Source organism: Paraglaciecola sp. 20A4, assembly GCF_011378905.1.
In the GTDB taxonomy this organism is placed as follows: domain Bacteria; phylum Pseudomonadota; class Gammaproteobacteria; order Enterobacterales; family Alteromonadaceae; genus Paraglaciecola.
This window is the reverse complement of record NZ_WTPY01000001.1, coordinates 350,826-371,162: the sequence shown is the minus strand read 5'-3', so window position 1 is coordinate 371,162 and position 20,337 is coordinate 350,826. Positions and strand designations below refer to the sequence as shown.

Genomic DNA, 20,337 nt, shown 5'->3' with positions numbered 1-20,337 from the left:
TTAATTATCAGTTCGCTGAACCATTTCAACACCTTTGATACCTTCAATACGTGTCATAACTCGGGACAAACCGATTAAATCCTTAACCTCTAAACGCAATGAGATACGCGCTAAACCGGATTTAGTGTCACTCGCACTGTTTACCCCAAGTAAGCCAATTTTTTCGTTAGCTAAGACGGTGGTGATATCACGCAGTAAGCCATCTCTATCACTGCAAAAAACTTGCACATAAGTTTGAAATGACGCACTTATATTACTGGCCCAATCTACGTCTATTTCTCGCTCAGGGTGCTGATCCAATAAATTACTTAACTGCTCGCAATCTTCTCGATGCACGCTGACCCCACGACCTTGTGTGATGTACCCCTGAATAGGCTCACCGGGCAACGGCTGGCAACAACCTGCGATTTGGGTCATAAGATTACCCACCCCTTCGACCACAACAGTATCTTTTTTAAATTTATCTGATTGTGGTTTTTTAGGTTTTATCCTTGGGTCAATTTCTGGTGGTGGCTCGCGCAACTGCAACAGATAGTTCACGACTTGCATAAGTCGAATATCACCACCACCGATGGCAGCGTATAAATCATCGGCTGTATTCATGTTGTAACGAGAACACGCGGCAGAAATATCTTTATTTTCGATACCTGCTTTTTGCAATTCGCGTTCAAAAATCTCTTTACCCGCAGCTAAGTTTTTATCGCGGTCTTGCTTTTTAAAATAGGTGTGAATTTTAGCTCGTGCTCGCGATGAATGAACATATCCTAATCCAGGATGCATCCAGTCGCGGCTCGGATTAAGCTCTTTGCCCGTTAGGACGTCGACTTGATCACCCGTTCTCAGTTCATAAGTAAAAGGCACTATGCGCCCGCCGACTTTTGCGCCAATACAGCGATGTCCTACATTGCTATGAATGTAGTAGGCAAAATCTAGTGGCGTCGAGCCCAGCGGTAGATCGACCACGTCCCCTTTGGGCGTGAAGACATAAACCCTATCATCGAATACTTGACTGCGAAGTTCTTCAACCAAATCGCCCGATTCAGCAACTTCTTCTTGCCATAGCAAGATTTTGCGTAGCCAATTGATACGTTCTTCATATCCTGAACGACTGCTGCTCGTCCCTTCTTTGTAGCGCCAATGTGCCGCGACACCAAGCTCCGCGTCTTGATGCATTTGAGCAGTTCGAATTTGAATTTCTATCGTTTTGTTTTCTTTACCTAGCGCCACAGTATGGATTGACTGATAACCATTAGGCTTGGGGGTCGCAATATAATCGTCGAATTCCCGGGGAATATGTTGCCAATGAGAATGCACCACGCCAAGAGCACCGTAACAGTCTTGCAAACGATCTGCGATAATTCGCACAGCGCGAATGTCAAATAATTGTTCGAAGCTCAAATGCTTCTTCTGCATTTTTTTCCAGATACTATAAATGTGCTTAGGCCGCCCATAAACCTTAGCCTTGATATTTTGCGAATCTAGAACTTCTTGTAATTCTTGTACGAAATCTTCGATATATTGTTGGCGAACGGTGCGCTTTTCATCTAGCAAACTAGCGATTTGCATGTAGGTTTCTGGGCGTAAATACCGAAACGAAAGATCTTCTAATTCCCATTTTAGTTGCCCAATCCCCAAACGATTTGCCAAGGGGGCATATATGTTGGCACATTCACGCGCCACCAAGACCCGAGTTTCTTCATCTTGATACTTGACCTGCTGCAACGCACAAATACGCTCGGCTAACTTTATAACCACTGCACGCACATCTTCAACCATGGCCAGTAACATACGACGAACGTTATCTATCTGTTCTTCGTCATTCTTACGGGCACTGTTTGCTCGGGTGTGTAAGGACTTAATTGCATCCATACGTCTTACGCCAGTGATAAGCTTTTGAATGCCGACGCCAAACTGCTCTTCAATCTGTTCTTCGGTTAATTCATGCGTCTGGCAATAGGGATAGACCATTGAGGCTTGAAGGGTTTCATCATCCATGTGTAGTTCATGCAGAATCTCCACCATTTCCTGACCAACCAAGAGAATTTCAGGCGTGTCAGACACCACTCTTAGCTTTTGTTTACATTCGTCAGAAAGCGACAACGAATCTAACCACTCATCGAACGGAGGCCGTTTTGATTCATGAACTTTGCGGATAGCAACCATAACGTATCCTTGTACTAAATAGCGTTAACACCCACGCATGTGCCCAGGCTGAAAAATGGTAAACATATACAGTATACGCGCCAACTTGATCCAAAAGACCAAGTCTTTGGTTATTTATGGCCAGCTAGTGACATTCGCTAGAGTAGTTAAGATACGCAATTGAAATTTACCAATGATAAGCGCTTATACTAGCAAAAATATCTAACTATTAATGTAAATACTGCAAATACGGTGCACCTTATAAGTGAGATGCACCAAAGCTTTACGCCATTATTTAAGGGGACTCTAAAATGACCGTCGCTACAGCGTAACTTTGTTCGTCGGAAATCGAGATATAGCTAGAGGTAATATTACGTTGTTCACACAACAGCTCAAATTTAGCGTAGAAACGTAAGAATGGCTGTCCAGACGGTAAGTTATGCACTTCAACATCTTGAAAACTAATACCATTACCAATACCGATTCCCAGTGCCTTCACCGCGGCTTCCTTGGCCGCGAAACGCTTTGCCAAATAGCGAGCCGGGAATGCGTGCTCATCAAATATCGCCAACTCACTGGCAGTCAAAACTCGCTGTGCTAATCGGCTGGAACGTACTAAAAGTTTTTCTATACGCGCAATTTCAACTATATCTGTGCCTAAACCCATCACTGCCATAACGACTCTCCAGTTTACTGAGTAACGCGCGCTTCTAACATTAGCCGACGCATATCAACCACTGCCTTTTCTAAACCTTCGAATGCGGCTCGCGCAATAATCGCATGGCCAATATTTAGCTCGATAATCTGTGGAATAGCCGCGATCGGTTTTACATTATGATAGTGCAACCCGTGCCCTGCGTTGACTTTCAAGCCCTTTGAGTCAGCATATTCAATACCTATTTTTAGCTTAGCGAGTTCAGCGTCTTGTTCTGCTTCAGTTTTAGCATCAGCATATTGTCCAGTATGGATTTCAATATAAGGCGCTTTGCAAGCGACTGCTGCATCGATCTGAATTAAATCAGCATCGATAAACAGTGACACTTGGATCCCCTTCGCTGCTAGGCGCTGGCAAGCATCCGCGATTTTTTGTTGATTACCGACCACATCCAAGCCCCCTTCAGTGGTGAGCTCTTCACGTTTTTCTGGCACCAAACAGCAAAACTCAGGCTGGGTTTGCAATGCAATCTCTACCATTTCGTCGGTAACAGCCATTTCTAGATTAAGACGCGTGTTAATTGTCTGGCGTAACAAAGCCACATCCCGGTCATTTATGTGCCGTCTATCTTCACGTAAATGCACTGTGATGCCATCAGCACCAGCACGCTCGGCAATATCAGCGGCGTGAACAGGATCAGGATAGCTCGTTCCACGAGCGTTGCGTAATGTAGCAATATGGTCAATATTGACCCCTAACAGAATATCTTTCAATGTCCTCTCCCTTTAGAGACGAAATGGGTTTGTTTAAATAATTCCCTGCTCATTAGTGGTTTGTTACCCAGTAATTCAGACAGCGCCACTCTGGTGATCATCTTAGCGACTAATAAGCTATGTTTGTTCCACTGTTCACTGGCTACAGCTAATAAATTTTGCCCTGAATAGCTACCAGATTGACGAATATCACCAACATACACACAACCCAGCTCAGGTATGATGCGATAATAACCGTGGGATAAAAGTGCCTCTCCTGTATTAGCATCATGTGCTAAGTCTATGGCGTAACCTAATGCGTCAAGCAGGCCGAGTTCAAAACTACGTAAAATGGGTTCAAATTGTGTCTCGGTAACCAAAGCATGTAAACTTTGTTGATATAGAATGAATATTTCAGGATGGGGAATATCATCTGCCAATACACGATTTAACACTTCATTTAAATACAGTGCACAATATAAAGCCTGACCGGTTAATCGCAGCATCGCGCCGGTAGATTCAACTTGCTGGAGATTTTTTAGTTCGTACCGCCCGGAAACACCAATTAGCAATGGCTGAAAGGGCTGTAATAAACTTTTTTTGTCGCTTTTACTACCACGAACCCCTTTTACGATCGCAGAAACTTTGCCATTTTCCACCGTAAACAAGCTGACTAAAAAACTGGTTTCCCGATAAGCACGCCGGTGCAATAAAAAACCATTTAATTGTTCTGCGGCCACGGTACGCTCTTCAATTACAAGGGGGAACGAGGAGTACTTAAGAGACTTTAATTCGGACCACTTTCATGGCTTCGAATGGGAATCCGGCTATTTCTTCAGTAATGGCGTAGTACGTCAGATTAACCCGAGCACCTTCGAGGTTTTTGTACTGCTTTTTGCGGCGAAAACGAAACGGCACGTCATAACCTTTAATTACCAAAGTGTTTACAAACCATTGATCTTCCTTGCGTTGCACATGAGACTCTACGTCCATGTCTTCAGAATGGGTCAACTCTTCATGTTTACTAAGCAACTTATCGATTTCCGATTTTTTTGCCATCATTACGCCCTATTTGCCTAAGAACAAACATAATAGCACCACAGCGAACACAAAACGATATGTAGCCCGCTTGACGTTACTATGCACCTATATAAACGATTTTAAAGAGGATTTAACCCTTCTACTAAAAACTGTAAACTCGTGCGGCCTCGAAATTCATTTATATCAAGTTTATACGCTAGCTCAACTCGCTTGCAATGCGTGTTAGGCCATATTTGCGTATCCACATTAAACGCAATGCCGTCGATAAGCTTTCCTGTCGCTAGTCTGAGCATCATCTTGAGGTGTTTTTGCCCCACGATCCGCTGCTCGACTAACTCAAACTCGCCATCAAACAAGGGTTCTGGAAAGCCTTGCCCCCATGGGCCTGCATCTTTGAGCATTTGACAAAAATCAAGGGTCATAGAACTGGCCGGTATTTGACCATCTGATATCAACTCACCTGCTAAGGGTTGACCTGCTAAATGTTCTTCTGCCAGCTGAGTAAAGCGCTGGGTAAATTCAGTAAGTTTTGCTAACTCAATACTCAATCCAGCTGCCATTGCATGACCGCCAAATTTAATGATGATCCCAGGATAGCGACTGCTTAATTCTTCAAGTAAATCACGAATATGCACCCCTGGAATCGAACGAGCAGAACCTTTAAGTATCGCATCATCTTGATGGGCGAAAGCAATCGTTGGCCTGAAATATTTTTCTTTGATGCGGCCAGCCAAAATGCCAATGACACCTTGATGAAAATCTGCTTGATACAAGACAAGCCCATGGGGCATATCTTCTTCACTCAATTGCAAATTCTCTAATGCCGCCACTGCTTCTTGCTGCATGGACTGTTCAATTTCTCGACGTTCTCGATTCAAGCTATCCAACTCAACAGCGATTTGCTTAGCTTTGTAATCTGAGTCTGTCAGCAAACACTCTATCCCCATAGACATATCGTCTAAACGACCCGCAGCATTTAATCTAGGCCCTATAACAAACCCTAAATCAGACGCGACCATTTTACGCTTATCGCGTCCAGCTACATCTATCAAAGCTTGAATACCTGGGCGACATTTATCACTGCGAATTCGCAATAACCCTTGATGAACCAAAATTCGATTATTTTCGTCCAAAGGGACGACGTCAGCCACTGTGCCTAACGCAACAATGTCTAATAGTTCAGCCAAATTAGGCACGGCAATATTGTGCTGTGTAAACCAGTCTATTTGGCGCAGGTGCGCCCTAAGCGCTAGCATTAAATAAAATGCAACTCCCACACCCGCCAAATTTTTAGACATAAACGCGCAATTCGGTTGATTGGGGTTAACAATAGCATCTGCAATAGGTAATGTTTCTGCAGCTAAGTGATGATCGGTCACCAGCACGGTAATCCCTAACGCTTTGGCCCGTTCGACACCAGCAAAGCAGGCAATGCCATTATCGACCGTCATGATCACCTGAGCACCTTGCTCGAAGGCAACATCAACAATTTCAGGGCTGAGTCCGTAACCAAAATCAAAACGATTAGGTACCAGATAATCGTGATTTTTACTGCCCATCATGCCCAACGCTAACATGCTTAATGCTGTACTGGTTGCGCCATCAGCATCGAAATCCCCCACAATAATAATGCGTTTACCTTCAGCTAGCGCTGAGGACAGAATAGACACAGCCTGATCTATCCCCGACATCTCTTTATAATGCAAAAGGGCTTTGGCACTACGTTCTAATTGCTGCTCGGTTGTGATGCCCCGAACGGCATAAACTTGCTTTAAGGTTGGATCGATTGACGCGGGAAGATGATCATCAGAAACAGGGGAACGACGGCGTATTTGCACAAACTTACTCTACATTAAAAGGGTGAAAACGTGCGCGTATAGGAAGCGCAGGAGTAAAGACTCCTGCGAAAAACCTTAAGATGCGTCTTGAATGGCTTGCAGCAATTGAGCAGGAGGTTGGTAGCCAGGTACGACACTACCATTAGGCAGTATAATATTTGGAGTGCCATTTACGCCGACACTCTGACCAAAATTATATTGCTCAGCCACTTCATTTGAACAGCTTAACTTGGCCACATTTTCGCCCCCTTTAGCTTCATTAAGTGCTTTTTGCGGATTATCAGAACACCATACGGATACCATATCTTGGTATGGCTGACTGTTTAATCCTGCACGGGGAAATGCTAAGTAGCGGACAGTGATGCCTAAGTCGTTATACTCATCCATTTGATTGTGCAATTTGCGGCAATAGCCACACGTAATGTCAGTAAATACGTTAACCACGTATTTTTCGTTGTCGGCTTTATATTCAATAGTAGAGTCTTTAAACTGATCAATACCATCTAAGCGCATTTGCGTAAGGGTATTTTCTGTTTCATTACGCATACCTTCGTCTAAATTAAAGATCCGTGCTTGCAGTAAGTATTTGCCATCTTCACTGGTATAAAACAAACCTTTATCAGTTTGTACTTGCAACAAACCAGGCACAGGTGAATCACCTATCGCTGAAACTTGCATACCCAATGACTTTTGAATTTTTTGCTTAACACTATCAAGGTTTTGACCACTTTTTGCTGTATCAGCAGCATTTGCGCCATAACTGATTGATAAAAAGGCACACATGGCCAGAAAAAAAACACGATATTTCATATAAATTCCACTTTGAACGGATAAGGATAAGACCACGAGAGTACAAAATAATTTCATTCTATCTAATATGCATATTAACTGCTTATCAGCTGGATACCAAGCAGGTGACACAAATACTCACACTCTTAATACCTTAACGTAACTTTGTATCCCTAGCCACGCGGATGATGGGTTGCGACTAGCTCTTGTAAACGAGCTGTCGCTACATGAGTATATATTTGGGTAGTAGATAAATCGCTATGCCCCAATAACATCTGTACCACTCGTAAATCAGCCCCATGATTTAATAAGTGAGTTGCGAAAGCGTGACGCAGTGTATGGGGCGACAAATCACTATTAATATTTGCTTGGGCAGCATGAAATTTGATTCTATGCCAGAAAGTTTGCCGAGTCATAATGGTGCCTCGATTACTTGGGAATAACACATCGCTTTCATTTCTTAGCAATAATCCCCTGGCATCTTTCATGTAAACGGTTAGCCAATCTAATGCCTCTTCGCCTAACGGCACTAGGCGTTCTTTATTTCCCTTGCCCGTGACTCTGACCACTCCTTGGGAGATACTTAACTGCCCTACCCTCAAAGTAACAAGCTCTGTTACGCGCAAACCGGTTGCGTACAAAACCTCAAGCATCGCTTTGTCTCGCAATTGAATAGGATCGTCAGTTTGCGGTGCGTTCAGCAGATCATCTACTTGTTCCTCAGATAGCGTTTTAGGTAACGGTTGACTGAGTTTAGGGTTTTGTATACGACTGATAGGATCATCTTCTCGTATGCCGTGGGCTAGCATGTAACCAGAAAATCGCCTTAGGCTACTTAAACAGCGCGCAGTGCTACGTTCAGATAAACCACTATCGTAACGATGTGCCATATAGTGATTAATATCTTCGGTTTGTATATCCAGTAAATGAACGGGCGGCGCCTGCGTCAGCAAAAAATCCCTAAACTTGGTCAAATCACTTCGATACGCATCAAGGGTATTTTCGCTAAGCCCTTTTTCCAACCAGATGGTATCCAAGAATCGCTCAACCACATCAACATTTAGCGTTTTATTGGTCAACTTGCGCTTCCTGTCCGCACTGCCAGCAAACCTCAAAATTTCCGCCATTCGTTTCTGCGCAATTTGAGCACACCCATTCGTCCCTTGTGGTTATATTCATTTGGGCAATGAGTTTTTCTGCTCTGGGTCGCCAGCTGGCATCATTCAACCACACTTCAGGCTGGCAATCTAAAGGCGATAGTTCTCCCATCGCACCGCTGGCAAATTCATTTTTGATAAAGCAGGGAATATTATGTTGATCTAGCAATTGCTTAACCTGCCAAACCATAAATCGGTCGTTGTTAGTATATAGTTTCATTGTATTTCAGTACCGCTTGAGCAAAATAGCTTAATCCATGTCGATAGACACGTTTGACAACGAGCCCAGTGTATTACCATTTTCCGAATCAAGTTTAATCATAAGGCGTAAATCATTAGGGGAATCTGCATGGTGAATCGCTTGCTCCAAGCTAATTGTATGCTGCTGGTACAAATTATACAGCGCCATATCAAAGCTCTGCATACCCATTTCTTTACCTTTGCGCATAGCGTCCTTCAAGCCACCAATTTCATTGCGCTGAATTAAATCAGTCACCAAAGGTGAATTAAGTAGTACTTCAATTGCTGCAACACGGCCTTTTCCATCAGCGGTCGGCACTAATTGCTGAGCTATAACAGCGCGCATATTTAAGCTTAAATCAAACCGCAACTTTTCATGCTGTGCAGGCGGCGCCAAATGCATAATCCGCTCAATGGCTTGATTGGCATTATTAGCGTGTAGCGTTGCCACACATAAATGTCCCGTATCAGCAAATGACATGGCGTACTCCATGGTTTCCATGGAGCGAATTTCGCCAATCAAAATAACATCGGGAGCTTGGCGTAATGAGCTTTTTAACGCATCGTCAAATGACATAGTATCGATACCGACTTCTCTTTGTGTGACCACACAGTTTTGATGCTCATGTACAAATTCGATGGGATCTTCAATGGTTAATATATGTCCTTTTGAATGTTTATTTCGATGCCCAATAAGCGCCGCTAAAGACGTTGACTTCCCGGTACCGGTAGCACCAACAAATAGTACCAATCCCCGCTTACTCATAATGATATCTTTGAGCACTTCAGGGAGACCGAGATCATCCGCTTGCGGAATTTCAGTCACGATACGTCGTATTACCATGCCCGGCATGTCTCGCTGCCAAAAAGCACTGCATCTAAAGCGCCCAATACCTTCACGGGCAATCGCAAAATTACACTCTTTAGTCTGAATAAATTGTTCTTTCTGAACATCCGTCATAGTGTCTTGTACCAAGCCCCAAGCGCCATCTTCATCAAGCTTACTACCCCCAATAGGGGTGAGTTGTCCATTTATTTTGGCACTGATAGGCAAACCAACAGTAATAAATAAATCAGACGCACCTACGTCAGTCATTTCTTGTAAATATGGGGTTAGGTCCATAAGCATCTCACCTTATTTAGCGCTAATAATTAATCGTCGGTTTTTTATCGATAGATAAGGCAGCGGCATCTTCATTGGTAATAACCCCTTGAGCGACTAATTTTTTCAAACACTGATCCATCGTTTGCATTCCATGAGCCTGACTTGTCTGCATAACAGAATACATCTGCGGTACCTTATCTTCGCGGATAAGGTTTCGAATAGCTGGGATGCCCAACATAATCTCATGCGCCGCGATCCGTCCTCCTCCGACTTTTTTAAGTAACGTTTGGGAAATAACGGCGCGTAATGACTCTGACAACATAGAACGCACCATAGATTTTTCCTCAGCAGGAAAAACATCAATCAACCGGTCAATCGTTTTAGGTGCGGAGTTGGTATGTAACGTTCCAAACACTAAGTGCCCTGTTTCAGCAGCGGATATAGCTAAGCGGATGGTTTCTAAATCACGCAGTTCGCCTACTAAAATAACATCAGGATCTTCGCGCAAGGCCGAACGTAAAGCATTACTGAAACTATGTGTATCACGATGAACTTCTCGCTGATTCACCACACAAAGTTTGTTTTCATGGACAAACTCGATAGGGTCTTCAATGGTTAATATATGCTCACGTTTATGGCGATTAATATGATCAACCATCGCCGCCAACGTAGTACTTTTACCAGAACCAGTCGCCCCGGTAACTAAAACGATACCCGTGGGCTGATTAATAATATCTTTAAAAATTTGTGGCGCAGCCAAATCATCTAGGCTCAAAATATTACTGGGAATGGTGCGTAGTACCGCCGCTGCACCACGATTCTGCATAAACGCATTTACTCTAAAACGAGATAAATCTTTCACTTCAAAGGAAAAGTCAGTTTCTAAATTTTCTTCATATTCCTTGCGCTGATTATCATTCATAATTTCATAAATGAGTGCGTGAACTTGTTTGTGATCTAAGGCAGGAACATTTAGCCGACGCATTTCTCCATCAACCCGAATAATCGGCGGTAAGCCTGCAGAAAGATGTAAATCTGATGCGTTATTTTTGACACTAAAGGCTAAAAGTTCGGTAATATCCAAAGTCTATTCTCCGTTGACAAGTTGTAATATGGGAACAATAGCAGAACGACTTAAAATCGCACTGAAAACAATCGAGCAGAGTGCTTGTGAGGCTAATCGTCCAGCAAATTCAGTTAAATTACTAGCAGTAACTAAGACCAAACCCGTATCCGATATCGTGCAAGCGTATGAGATGGGACAACGTCTATTTGCTGAAAATTATGTCCAAGAAGGCGTAGACAAGATTCAGCAACTTAGTGAATTAGACGATATAGAATGGCATTTTATTGGTCCGTTGCAGTCAAATAAGACGCGCCCCGTTGCTGAAAATTTTGACTGGGTGCACAGTATCGATCGTCTCAAAATAGCTCAGCGATTAAATGACCAACGTAGCGCCCATAAAAAACTCAACGTTTGCATACAAGTCAACGTTGATAACGAAAGCAGTAAAGCTGGCGTATCGATAACCGAGGTAGACGCACTCGCTGAGCAGATAAGTGCCTTACCAAATCTTACGTTACGCGGACTGATGACGATTCCAAAAGCTCAGGATAATACCGATTTGCAACGGAATAGTTTATTAACCATGCAGCAGATTTTTGCACAGCTACAGACAAAATATCCGCAAATTGATACTCTAAGCATGGGGATGTCTGGCGATATTCAGCTCGCAATCGAATGCGGCTCGACGATGGTTAGGATAGGCAGAGCAATTTTTGGATCTCGTCAATAACGTTCGTGTATCCCAGTGATTTTTGATTCATGTAAATCCACAACATAGGATAATTATGCAACATAGATATATCGCCTTTATTGGCGCAGGAAACATGAGCAGAAGCATCATTAGTGGCATGTGTAATAGTGGTTACCCCGCAGATAAAATCATTGCTAGCAACCCGTCTATGCCAAAGCTAGATGCCCTAGAAAGTGATTTTTCTATTCAAGTAACTCAGCAGAACAAACAGGCTGTCGAACAAGCTCAGGTAGTAGTATTGGCCGTTAAACCTCAGTTAATGGAAACCATGTGCGCCCATTTAAAAGATAATGTGGCGTTGGAAGGCAAATTATTTGTTTCAATTGCTGCGGGTATCGAAACAGCACGTTTAAGTGAAATGCTCGGCGGGCAAGATAATATTATTCGCACCATGCCAAATACACCAAGTTCTTTAGGCAAGGGCATGACTGGTTTATATGCGCCAACAAATGTCAGTCAACAAGACCGACAATACGCTGGAGATTTAATGTCTCAAGTCGGTGAAATCGCTTGGGTAGAGTCAGAAAACATGATCAACGGCGTGATTGCCGCGGCAGGCAGCAGCCCCGCTTACTTTTATGCTTTTCTTGAAGCGATGCAAAAAGAAGCTGAGAAGCAAGGATTTGACCATCATACGGCACGCCTGCTTGTTCAGCAGTCAATGTTAGGTGCAGCAGAAATGGTTTGTCACAATCCGCAACTTGAAATTGGCGAGTTGCGAGCCCAAGTTACTTCTAAAGGTGGCACAACTGCCAAGGCTGTTGAGCACTTTCAAAATAACGGTATAGACGAATTAGTAGCAGGTGCAATGCGCGCCGCCATTACCAGAGCCGAAGAAATGGCCAAATTGTTTTAATTAGTTTTAAGAAGAGACCCCTCAATGAGCGCGATGCAGTTTTTAATTAGTACCTTATTTGAATTGTACTTGATGGTAGTACTGTTGCGCTTTTGGCTGCAACTAGCACGAGCCGATTTTTACAATCCCTTTAGCCAGTTTGTGGTAAAGGCAACCCATCCCATTGTTGGGCCTCTACGCAGAATTTTGCCCTCAATCGGCAGAATAGATACGGCAACGTTAGTCCTTGCGCTTTTAGTGGCAGGTCTAAAAATTGTAGCGCTCAATCTAATTATTGGTAATACCAATATCAATCCATTTGGCGTATTGATTGGGTCATTCTATTTAGTGTTAAAAGAAGCACTTTCCTTGATGATGTGGGTGTTAATCATCCGTGCAATCATGAGTTGGGTTAGTCAAGGCTACAACCCGATGGATATGGTGTTAGGCCAATTGACTGAGCCGTTGCTTGCCCCCATAAGACGTCGTCTACCCAATTTAGGTGGGTTAGATTTATCCGTTATGGTGGTGATTTTGGTTATTATTTTCGTGCAGAAATTATTGGGTGATGTATTTGGCTTCTTTTAAACGGTTAAATATGGCGAGTGGCTTTATGCTACTCGTTAGTTTGTTTTTTTCGGTCGCTACACTGGCAGAACAAAAAGAAACCTTAGGTGATTGGGATGTGCATTATATCGCTTTCGATAGCACATTTATTACCCCTGACATTGCTAAGCATTACGGTATTGTACGGAGTAAATACAATGGCGTTATCAATATTTCGGTGTTGAATACAGAGTCTCAAATCGCTCAATCAGCCGTTCTAACAGGGACCGCGCGCAATTTACTCGGCGTCAGCAAAAAATTACTATTCAAAGAAATAAAGGAAGGCGATGCTATCTATTATCTCGCCGTCATTGCCTTTAGCGATCAAGAAACCTTTCGTATCTCCGTCGATATAAATGATGGGAAAGATAAACAAGTACTTAAATTCCAACATAAATTTTACGTCGAATAGGAATTATTTAGACCAAAGTTAATACTCGATAACATTGCGTCATGGACGGTTCTAACTTAATGTTTAGTCTCTCATTAAGAGGTGAATATGAAGAAGCAGTGGGAATCGAACTCGTTAATATGCACTTCATCAGTGGATAAGACTAAACGCACAACCCTTAAAACGCTGGGTGCCGGGGCTGTCCTCGCTACGTCTATTGTTAACGCCCCCTATGTATTCGCTAAAAAAACCCACACTCTGCGTGTCTTAGGCACGCACGTCACGTTGCAAGAACAAATCAGGCAACGGGCGATGAGCGATTTAGGTATCAATATCCAATTTGAAGCAAAAGGTAGTCCAGGAGTATTGCAACGAGGTCTATTGTCGCCTGAAAGTTTCGATATCTATGAGCAATGGTCTAACAGCATCCGCCCTTTATGGCGTAATCGCTCGATTCAGGCTATCGACAAAAGACGTATTACCCACTGGGACGAAATCAATTCCTTGTGCAAAACAGGAAAAGTGACTCCTAGCGCCAAATATGGAGCTGGCGATGCCCCATACAAAATAGTCAATGTTCAAGATGACGGCTCTCTTGGTACTAAACATACCAACAAAATCAGTTTTTTACCCTATGTGCATAATGTCGATTCATTTGGGTACAACACCAATGAAATTGAACAAGGTATTGCCTATAAATCAGAAAGCTGGGGGTGGTTACTCGACAGCAAATATAGCGGTAAGGTAGGTATTATTAATGACCCAACCATAGGTTTATTCGATCTCGCTCTTGCAGCTGACGCTAGTGGAATGATGAAGTTTGCCGATATAGGGAATATCTCTGTAGACGAATTAGACAGGCTGTTCGACATTTTAATCGACTTAAAGCATCAGCAACACTTCGGTGGTTTTTGGAACTCGGTACCTGAATCAGTGGAATTTATGCAGTCCGGTCGGGTTAATATAGAAAGTATGTTTTCGCCGGCAGTATCGGTACTAAATGGCCGTAACGTTCCTGTTGTATTTGCTGCACCAAAAGAAGGCTACCGCGGCTGGCACGGAGTAATGTGTTTATCATCTCATGCATTAGGACGAACCAAAGACATCGCGTATGAATACATGAACTGGTGGTTATCTGGCTGGCCTGGCGCATTTATCGCCCGCCAAGGTTATTATATCTCCAATCCGCAACGCTCGACTAAATACCTTGAGCAAAGTGAATGGGACTATTGGTATAATGGTAAGCCAGCAAACAACTCGTTAGAAGGCCCTGATGGCAAATTATCAGTTAATCGAGGTCAAGTGCGTTCCGGGGGAAGTTACGCTGACCGCTTTAGTAATGTGGCTGTTTGGAATACAGCCATGCCAACCTACGATTATACCTTGCAGAAGTGGTATGAATTTATAAGTTCTTAATTATGACTGAGATGATTAAACGTGTTTAAAACCCTTAAATCCCAGATTTTACTAGTCTCAGTAATTTTAATTCTTTTGCTTGTTTCTCAAGTGTTCGTCACCCGCAGCAATCAAAGTACGTTTGTTAATAGCTTAGATTTAACCCAACAGGCCGTTTTCAAAGTTAGTTTAGTACGTGAATTAGAGCGCGACGTGCTGGATCTACAACGTAATGTTCTGATTTACAAAGACTCGGCAAGCCAGTCTGCTATTGCTCGCTTCAATTCACTTATTCAAACATCGATAGATAACTTAGATGCATTAGAAGAACTGACCCGTAGCGAAGAGCAGGTCGAAATTTATCACGGTTTTATTTCCAGAATGCGCGGTCACGTTAGCGAATATAAAGATAACTTTTCCAATGTTATTGCGGGCCGTAGTAAGCGCGATATGCTCTTTGAAAAGCGTTTAATGCTTGATATAAATGAACTATTACGCAGTCTTTCTAGCGAAGATCCGAGTACCGCTATAAAAGTTGCACAAGCCAAATACCACATAACGCGCGCCGAGAATGTCACGTATCAATATTTATTGCGACCTGACTATCAACTCGTTGATAAATTTCGTGCTGAACTAGAGATGGCTAAATCCGAATTATTGCCTAATGTCGCTCAAAGCGAGAAACATGCAGAAATCATCACTAGAATAGACAAAATAAACTCAGAATTTTTACAGTTAACCAATGTTACCAGTGGCTATCTTTTTCTGGTAAATGTCGTAATGGCAGGTTCAGCCAATGAATTTTTATTTATTGCGCGGGAATTAAATCGTTTAGTGACCTCAAGACTCGGCGATACCAACCTGCAAGTCAAAAAGAATATTGAAAAAAATCAGTTAAGCAGCAACTTATTTTCAATCATTGGTATTTTGCTTGCCTGCATTACAGCTTACTTCCTAGCATCAAGGATTATGCTACCGATCAATACCATTACTGAGGTCTTTAAAAAGCTGGCCAAAGGCGAAGACGTAGAGGCGATCCCCGGCATTACCCGCCAAAACGAAATCGGGCAGTTAGCCAATGCTGCTGATGTGTTCCACGAAAAAAATAAACAAACCACGGCTTTACTAGCAGAAGCACAGCGCTTAAATGCCAAGCAAGAAATGTTAAATGCCGAGTTAGTTGAATCAAAACATAAAGCAGAACAAGCAACCCAATCTAAAAGTATGTTTCTTGCCAACATGAGTCATGAAATTCGCACCCCTATGAATGGCATAATAGGCTTGCTTGATGTGGTAATGAAAAGTGATTTAACCCCCAAGCAGCGTCAACATCTAAATAAAGTAGAGTATTCAAGTCAAATTTTACTTAGCTTAATTAATGACATTCTCGATTTTTCAAAAGTAGAAGCAGGCAAGCTCGATATTGAACAAGTCGCCTTCTCGCTCAATTCAGTATTTGCCAACTTATTAACGAATATTTCCGCCAGAGCGCAAGAAAAGAATCTCAATGTACGTTTTATCTGTGACCCGAATATTCCGCCAACATTGATTGGCGACCCTTTACGTATCAGCCAAGTGCTGTTGAATTTATGCAGTAATGCCGTCAAATTTACGCGTAATGGCTCTGTAACCATTAGCATAACTTACGATTTGCTGCCTAATACTAATCGAATCATATTGCGCGCAAGTATTAAAGACACCGGGATCGGTATGTCAAAAGAGCAATTAGAAAAGGTTTTTGATTCATTTACCCAAGCTGATGGCACCACCAGTCGTGATTTCGGCGGATCGGGTTTAGGGCTCACTATAGTTAAGCAACTCGTATCGTTAATGGACGGAGACGTTACAGCTGAATCAGAGTTAAATGTAGGTAGTGTATTCAATGTAAGTTTCACGTTGATTTATCAACTTAATGGGCAACAAATTTTCTCCATTCCAGCACAGTCCAACCGTCGCTTATATTATTTCAGTAAAAGGCCAAAAGGGTTTATAGAACAAACATACTTTGACAATATCGCCCTTGATTTTCATCATTTCCCGCATATGCAACTTGATAAGATGATTGAAGAAATCACCGATAATGACATTGTTATTATTGATGTAGCTGATCAAGGCGAGCACCAAAGCATCACGACTTCGTTACAAAAATTAAAAGCCACTAAAAAAAATGTGAGTTTTATTACTGATACTCAACCTAGCAACTTACCACAAAAACTGATTAGTACTTGGAGCTTCCCATGTTTAACCCACCCATTCACGCCTGGTCAGTTAACATCGTTTATTGACGCATTGCTGGCCGACAAAAAATTAATCTCTGATGTTCCGAGCCCTCAATTTAGTAAGCAAACTGAGTATGAGGGACATGTATTGTTGGTCGAAGATAACAGCATTAACCAAGTGGTAGCCGGCGAGATGTTAAGGGTCTTAGGGATTACTTTTGATATAGCCGAAAACGGACAGCAAGCAGTAACAAAGGTCATTAATTCAGCACACTACGATGTGGTATTAATGGACATACAAATGCCTATCATGGATGGCTATCAGGCCACAAAAGAAATTCGCCAGTTAGGCTTGCTTGATTTGGTTATTTGCGGGCTATCAGCCAATGCTATGAAAGAAGATTTCGCACAAGCCAAGGAGGTAGGCATGAACGAATACCTTACTAAGCCTCTAAAATTAGTAGCTTTAGAAAATATCCTAGCCAAATACTTACCCCCTAAAATAATAAGAGAAAACTCCGTAGGCAACAATAATTGAATTAGTTCTCACTCAATCTGACGGTTTTAAAATGAGATTTAGACCAAGCCTGACAGTCTCAAATGAGCGAAAAGAAGACATTAGAAGTAACAACTAGTAAGGACGGCAGATCCGGCAAAGCGGACGAAAGCTCCTTTTAAATGACGGTTTCAAAACCTGATAAATCATACTGTCAGGATTTTTTGCACTTATTTCAGCCTCTCCGACATAACGTAATAACGTGTTTGTTGAACCTTACGACAACAAAGAATGGATTATTATTCCGCCGCAACAGTCAAACCGGTGTAGTGGAAGCGGTAGTAGCAGATTCATCTAAATGGGGTGGCATAAACGCCAGCTTACATAGCAACGATTAATTGATTGCAGAGGCAACCCTAGTCTGGGGTTGCCTTATCTCCCTACAAACCTTTTTCCACTTGTTGTGTGTTGTATCTGATTAAGGTCCGCCTCACGGCCGGCACCATAGATTTTGCTTAAGCAAACAGAAATCGCAACGGTAAAAATGGCCTTAAAAAACGCTATTGCCATGGCTGACAATCAACACTATTGCCTAAAGATTGAGACACAAAGTGCTATGCCGATTCACTAATCCCACTGTTGCTTATCTTGGTCTGAGGCGCTTTCAACACACTCACCTCTTATTTCGGTTATTTCAGGCATTTGCGAAAAATCCAATTCAATGTACCCAAGTCTACAATAGCCAGTTTCAGCTATTTTTTCCTCTAGCAATGTAATAATAGACTCACGTTTTTCATCGTCTGAAATGTACTCAGCATATTCAGGCAAGCTCTCTTGCTTTTCATCGCGTTTTTGACCTGATTGTCCGCGACCACCTCTACCTTTGCCTGAACGTTCACCCTCTCCTCTTTTACCAGAGCGTTTGTTTTCACCTCGTTCACCCTTAGGTTTTTCGGTTGCATAGGTCATAGACAATGTAAAATGTTTTGAGCCATCGGAATGAATATCAGTGCTAAATTGATTAGGCTCCCCTTTGTCGTACTCTGGTTTACTTGAACAAGCGATTAAGCATAGTGATAAAAGTAGGAGTAATAAATTGAAACGCAGAAGCATGATGGTATTCCAAAGTGAAAGAGAGATTTTTAAATTAAGATCTAAAACCCTAAGTGTAAAATGGATTGCAGCGGTCCCTATTAAGCCTTGTGCAACCCACCACTAAAACCGATCATAACGTGCTTTTGATTCTAATTTTTGACCTATACATAAACTTTACAAAGCCATGCCTTAACCACTTAGTAAACAGGCTGGTGTATCTGATCTGCGGCCATACGAGTGTAATTGGTGTAAGGTCCACTTTAGGCCGTTTGCTGTCCTTTTTAAACTAGATACCAATGTCTGCAAATGGCACTCACCTGACTGTCAGATTAGATAAAGCGCACTTGCTTTTAAATGTCAGATTATGTCTAAGCTACTACAGATAAATAGCCGCGACCTATCACGGCTCTTGTGGATATTAAGAACAGCTGTTTAGCAATAATCAAACAGCTTTTTGTTGCTCACGGTATTCCCGGGGCGTTTGACCAAAGTGTTTCTTAAACACTGCGTACATATACTGCAGAGAAGGGTATCCACATACGTTTGCCACCTCAGTGGTCGACATATTTCCGATAACCAACATGTTGCACGCTTTTTCAAGTTTTTCATTGTGGATCTCAGTGTGGATACTATGCCCTCTCTCATCCTTAAAGCGTTGCTCTAAATTCGAACGAGAAATACCGACATAATCTAATACTTGTTCCACTTTAATTCCTCTAACTGCATTTTGACGGATAAAATGCATTGCTTGGATCACATAGGGGTCTTTTAATGCCTTGAAATCTGTCGATTGTCGTTCCGATACGCCTGCAGGCGGAACAAGCACTCGTTTATTTTTCAAATTGCTATTTTCTAACCGTCTATGCAGCAATTTAGCTGCTTGATAACCCATTTCAAAACAGCCTTGTGTGACAGAACTCAAGCTAATGCGACTAAGATATCGGGCAATATCGTCATCATCGATTCCAACGATTGAGATGTTGTCTGGTACCAACTTACCCGTATGCTCACATGCTTGCAGCAGATGGCGCGCACGGGCATCTGTCACACTAACGATCCCAACAGGGTTGGGTAAGCTTTGTATCCAGTCAGTTAATCGGTTCATGGTGTATTGCCATGTTTCTGGTCTTGTGGGGTGTCCACGATAAATAGAGCATTCGTAGCCATCCGTGTGGCATAGCTTAATAATCGCTTTTTCTCGCTCTACGGCCCAGCGGTGATCTTTGTCGCTGGGCAGTCCATAAAATGCAAAACGTTCTAAGCCTTTTTGCTTCAAGTGCTCGTATGCGGCTTGCACAACGGCAAAATTATCAGTCGCCACATAAGGGACATCTGGATAATCCTCTTCTGCGGAGTAAGAACCACCGACGCCTACAACGGGAATGCTGCTATTTATAAGCATTTTTTGAATAGCAGGATTGTCAAAATCAGCGATTATGCCGTCTCCCCCCCACTCTTCAAGTTGTTCTAAACGCGTTGAGAAGTCTTCTTCTAAGTAAACATCCCAGTCCACTTTCGACGATTGTAAATAGTGGCCAATGCCTTCGATAACCTGACGGTCATACACTTTATTGGCATTAAACAATAAACTAATACTGTGCTTCGCTTGGAACATATATCACCTAAAAATAAAACGTCTTACACTATATAGTGCGTTAGTCATTATGACTATATTACTTGTTAAGAGCTTTATGTTATTTTGTTATCAAATGTCGTTATTACCTGCTTTGCAGTTTAATTTAGTCTTTCTGCTAGTATTTGCCA

Annotated in this window: 19 protein-coding genes and 1 pseudogene; 7 read left to right on the top strand and 13 right to left on the bottom strand. The window is 42.4% G+C overall.

Annotation, left to right across the window (positions count from 1 at the left end; all coding sequences use genetic code 11):
- From relA to GQS54_RS01465, 11 genes are all read right to left on the bottom strand, one after another.
- Positions 1-2,163 carry a GTP diphosphokinase gene (gene relA, locus GQS54_RS01515; RefSeq protein WP_166422232.1) on the bottom strand — a complete coding sequence of 721 codons (2,163 nt, stop codon included), beginning with the start codon at positions 2,161-2,163 and terminating at the stop codon, positions 1-3.
- Positions 2,164-2,437: 274 nt separating this feature from the next.
- On the bottom strand, positions 2,438-2,818 hold the full coding sequence (gene acpS / locus GQS54_RS01510; RefSeq protein ID WP_166422231.1) for a holo-ACP synthase: 381 nt from the start codon (positions 2,816-2,818) through the stop codon (positions 2,438-2,440).
- A 14-nt stretch (positions 2,819-2,832) separates the two neighbouring features.
- Positions 2,833-3,570, bottom strand: coding sequence for a pyridoxine 5'-phosphate synthase (gene pdxJ / locus GQS54_RS01505; protein ID WP_166422230.1), 738 nt, complete (start codon positions 3,568-3,570; stop codon positions 2,833-2,835).
- On the bottom strand, positions 3,567-4,289 hold the full coding sequence (recO, locus tag GQS54_RS01500; RefSeq protein ID WP_166422229.1) for a DNA repair protein RecO: 723 nt from the start codon (positions 4,287-4,289) through the stop codon (positions 3,567-3,569). The genes pdxJ and recO overlap by 4 nt, the downstream gene beginning before the upstream one ends.
- A 37-nt stretch (positions 4,290-4,326) precedes the next feature.
- Positions 4,327-4,608: a hypothetical protein gene (locus GQS54_RS01495; RefSeq protein WP_158768660.1), complete on the bottom strand. Its 282-nt coding sequence runs from the start codon at positions 4,606-4,608 to the stop codon at positions 4,327-4,329.
- A gap of 101 nt (positions 4,609-4,709) precedes the next feature.
- Positions 4,710-6,428 carry a single-stranded-DNA-specific exonuclease RecJ gene (gene recJ, locus GQS54_RS01490; protein WP_166422228.1) on the bottom strand — a complete coding sequence of 573 codons (1,719 nt, stop codon included), beginning with the start codon at positions 6,426-6,428 and terminating at the stop codon, positions 4,710-4,712.
- Positions 6,429-6,503: 75 nt separating this feature from the next.
- Positions 6,504-7,238, bottom strand: coding sequence for a bifunctional protein-disulfide isomerase/oxidoreductase DsbC (gene dsbC, locus GQS54_RS01485; RefSeq protein WP_166422227.1), 735 nt, complete (start codon positions 7,236-7,238; stop codon positions 6,504-6,506).
- Between the two features lie 152 nt (positions 7,239-7,390).
- Complete coding sequence (gene xerD, locus GQS54_RS01480; RefSeq protein ID WP_166422226.1) at positions 7,391-8,296, bottom strand: site-specific tyrosine recombinase XerD; 906 nt, start codon at positions 8,294-8,296, stop codon at positions 7,391-7,393.
- On the bottom strand, positions 8,286-8,594 hold the full coding sequence (locus tag GQS54_RS01475; RefSeq protein ID WP_166422225.1) for a DUF2007 domain-containing protein: 309 nt from the start codon (positions 8,592-8,594) through the stop codon (positions 8,286-8,288). Before GQS54_RS01475 ends, xerD begins: the two co-directional genes overlap by 11 nt.
- Positions 8,595-8,624: 30 nt before the next feature.
- A complete protein-coding gene (locus GQS54_RS01470) occupies positions 8,625-9,737 on the bottom strand; it encodes a PilT/PilU family type 4a pilus ATPase (RefSeq protein ID WP_166422224.1) in 1,113 nt (370 codons plus the stop codon).
- Positions 9,738-9,759: 22 nt separating this feature from the next.
- Positions 9,760-10,803 (bottom strand): type IV pilus twitching motility protein PilT, encoded by a 1,044-nt coding sequence (locus GQS54_RS01465; RefSeq protein WP_166422223.1) that lies wholly within the window; start codon positions 10,801-10,803, stop codon positions 9,760-9,762.
- 28 nt (positions 10,804-10,831) lie between these two features.
- Between GQS54_RS01465 and GQS54_RS01460 the strand changes: the two genes are divergently transcribed.
- The 7 genes and pseudogenes from GQS54_RS01460 to GQS54_RS23475 all read left to right on the top strand — a co-directional run.
- Complete coding sequence (locus GQS54_RS01460) at positions 10,832-11,515, top strand: YggS family pyridoxal phosphate-dependent enzyme (RefSeq protein ID WP_166422222.1); 684 nt, start codon at positions 10,832-10,834, stop codon at positions 11,513-11,515.
- 55 nt (positions 11,516-11,570) lie between these two features.
- On the top strand, positions 11,571-12,392 hold the full coding sequence (proC, locus tag GQS54_RS01455) for a pyrroline-5-carboxylate reductase (protein ID WP_166422221.1): 822 nt from the start codon (positions 11,571-11,573) through the stop codon (positions 12,390-12,392).
- A 24-nt stretch (positions 12,393-12,416) separates the two neighbouring features.
- Positions 12,417-12,959 (top strand): YggT family protein, encoded by a 543-nt coding sequence (locus GQS54_RS01450; protein ID WP_166422220.1) that lies wholly within the window; start codon positions 12,417-12,419, stop codon positions 12,957-12,959.
- 25 nt (positions 12,960-12,984) lie between these two features.
- A complete protein-coding gene (locus tag GQS54_RS01445) occupies positions 12,985-13,389 on the top strand; it encodes a DUF4426 domain-containing protein (protein ID WP_205967589.1) in 405 nt (134 codons plus the stop codon).
- 87 nt (positions 13,390-13,476) lie between these two features.
- A complete protein-coding gene (locus tag GQS54_RS01440; protein ID WP_166422218.1) occupies positions 13,477-14,784 on the top strand; it encodes an extracellular solute-binding protein in 1,308 nt (435 codons plus the stop codon).
- 21 nt (positions 14,785-14,805) lie between these two features.
- Positions 14,806-17,520, top strand: a complete 2,715-nt coding sequence (locus GQS54_RS01435; protein WP_166422217.1) for a hybrid sensor histidine kinase/response regulator — start codon at positions 14,806-14,808, stop codon at positions 17,518-17,520.
- 248 nt (positions 17,521-17,768) lie between these two features.
- Positions 17,769-17,876: pseudogene (locus tag GQS54_RS23475) on the top strand (tetrahydrodipicolinate succinyltransferase); the annotation flags it as partial.
- A gap of 229 nt (positions 17,877-18,105) precedes the next feature.
- Here the strand turns inward: GQS54_RS23475 and GQS54_RS01425 are convergent.
- Both GQS54_RS01425 and GQS54_RS01420 read right to left on the bottom strand, forming a co-directional pair.
- Positions 18,106-18,591 (bottom strand): hypothetical protein, encoded by a 486-nt coding sequence (locus tag GQS54_RS01425; RefSeq protein WP_166422216.1) that lies wholly within the window; start codon positions 18,589-18,591, stop codon positions 18,106-18,108.
- 424 nt (positions 18,592-19,015) lie between these two features.
- Positions 19,016-20,188, bottom strand: a complete 1,173-nt coding sequence (locus GQS54_RS01420) for a DNA-binding transcriptional regulator (RefSeq protein ID WP_166422215.1) — start codon at positions 20,186-20,188, stop codon at positions 19,016-19,018.
- Positions 20,189-20,337 lie beyond the last annotated feature (149 nt).

Bases quoted from the DNA above. Each gene is read 5' to 3' on its own strand.
- GQS54_RS01440 (WP_166422218.1), top strand. From the start codon at position 13,477: ATGAAGAAGCAGTGGGAATCGAACTCGTTAATATGCACTTCATCAGTG.
- GQS54_RS01470 (WP_166422224.1), bottom strand. From the start codon at position 9,737: ATGGACCTAACCCCATATTTACAAGAAATGACTGACGTAGGTGCGTCT.
- GQS54_RS01475 (WP_166422225.1), bottom strand. From the start codon at position 8,594: ATGAAACTATATACTAACAACGACCGATTTATGGTTTGGCAGGTTAAG.
- GQS54_RS01425 (WP_166422216.1), bottom strand. From the start codon at position 18,591: ATGCTTCTGCGTTTCAATTTATTACTCCTACTTTTATCACTATGCTTA.
- relA (WP_166422232.1), bottom strand. From the start codon at position 2,163: ATGGTTGCTATCCGCAAAGTTCATGAATCAAAACGGCCTCCGTTCGAT.
- dsbC (WP_166422227.1), bottom strand. From the start codon at position 7,238: ATGAAATATCGTGTTTTTTTTCTGGCCATGTGTGCCTTTTTATCAATC.
- proC (WP_166422221.1), top strand. From the start codon at position 11,571: ATGCAACATAGATATATCGCCTTTATTGGCGCAGGAAACATGAGCAGA.
- GQS54_RS01445 (WP_205967589.1), top strand. From the start codon at position 12,985: ATGCTACTCGTTAGTTTGTTTTTTTCGGTCGCTACACTGGCAGAACAA.
- GQS54_RS01495 (WP_158768660.1), bottom strand. From the start codon at position 4,608: ATGGCAAAAAAATCGGAAATCGATAAGTTGCTTAGTAAACATGAAGAG.
- acpS (WP_166422231.1), bottom strand. From the start codon at position 2,818: ATGGCAGTGATGGGTTTAGGCACAGATATAGTTGAAATTGCGCGTATA.
- GQS54_RS01450 (WP_166422220.1), top strand. From the start codon at position 12,417: ATGAGCGCGATGCAGTTTTTAATTAGTACCTTATTTGAATTGTACTTG.
- GQS54_RS01420 (WP_166422215.1), bottom strand. From the start codon at position 20,188: ATGTTCCAAGCGAAGCACAGTATTAGTTTATTGTTTAATGCCAATAAA.
- GQS54_RS01460 (WP_166422222.1), top strand. From the start codon at position 10,832: ATGGGAACAATAGCAGAACGACTTAAAATCGCACTGAAAACAATCGAG.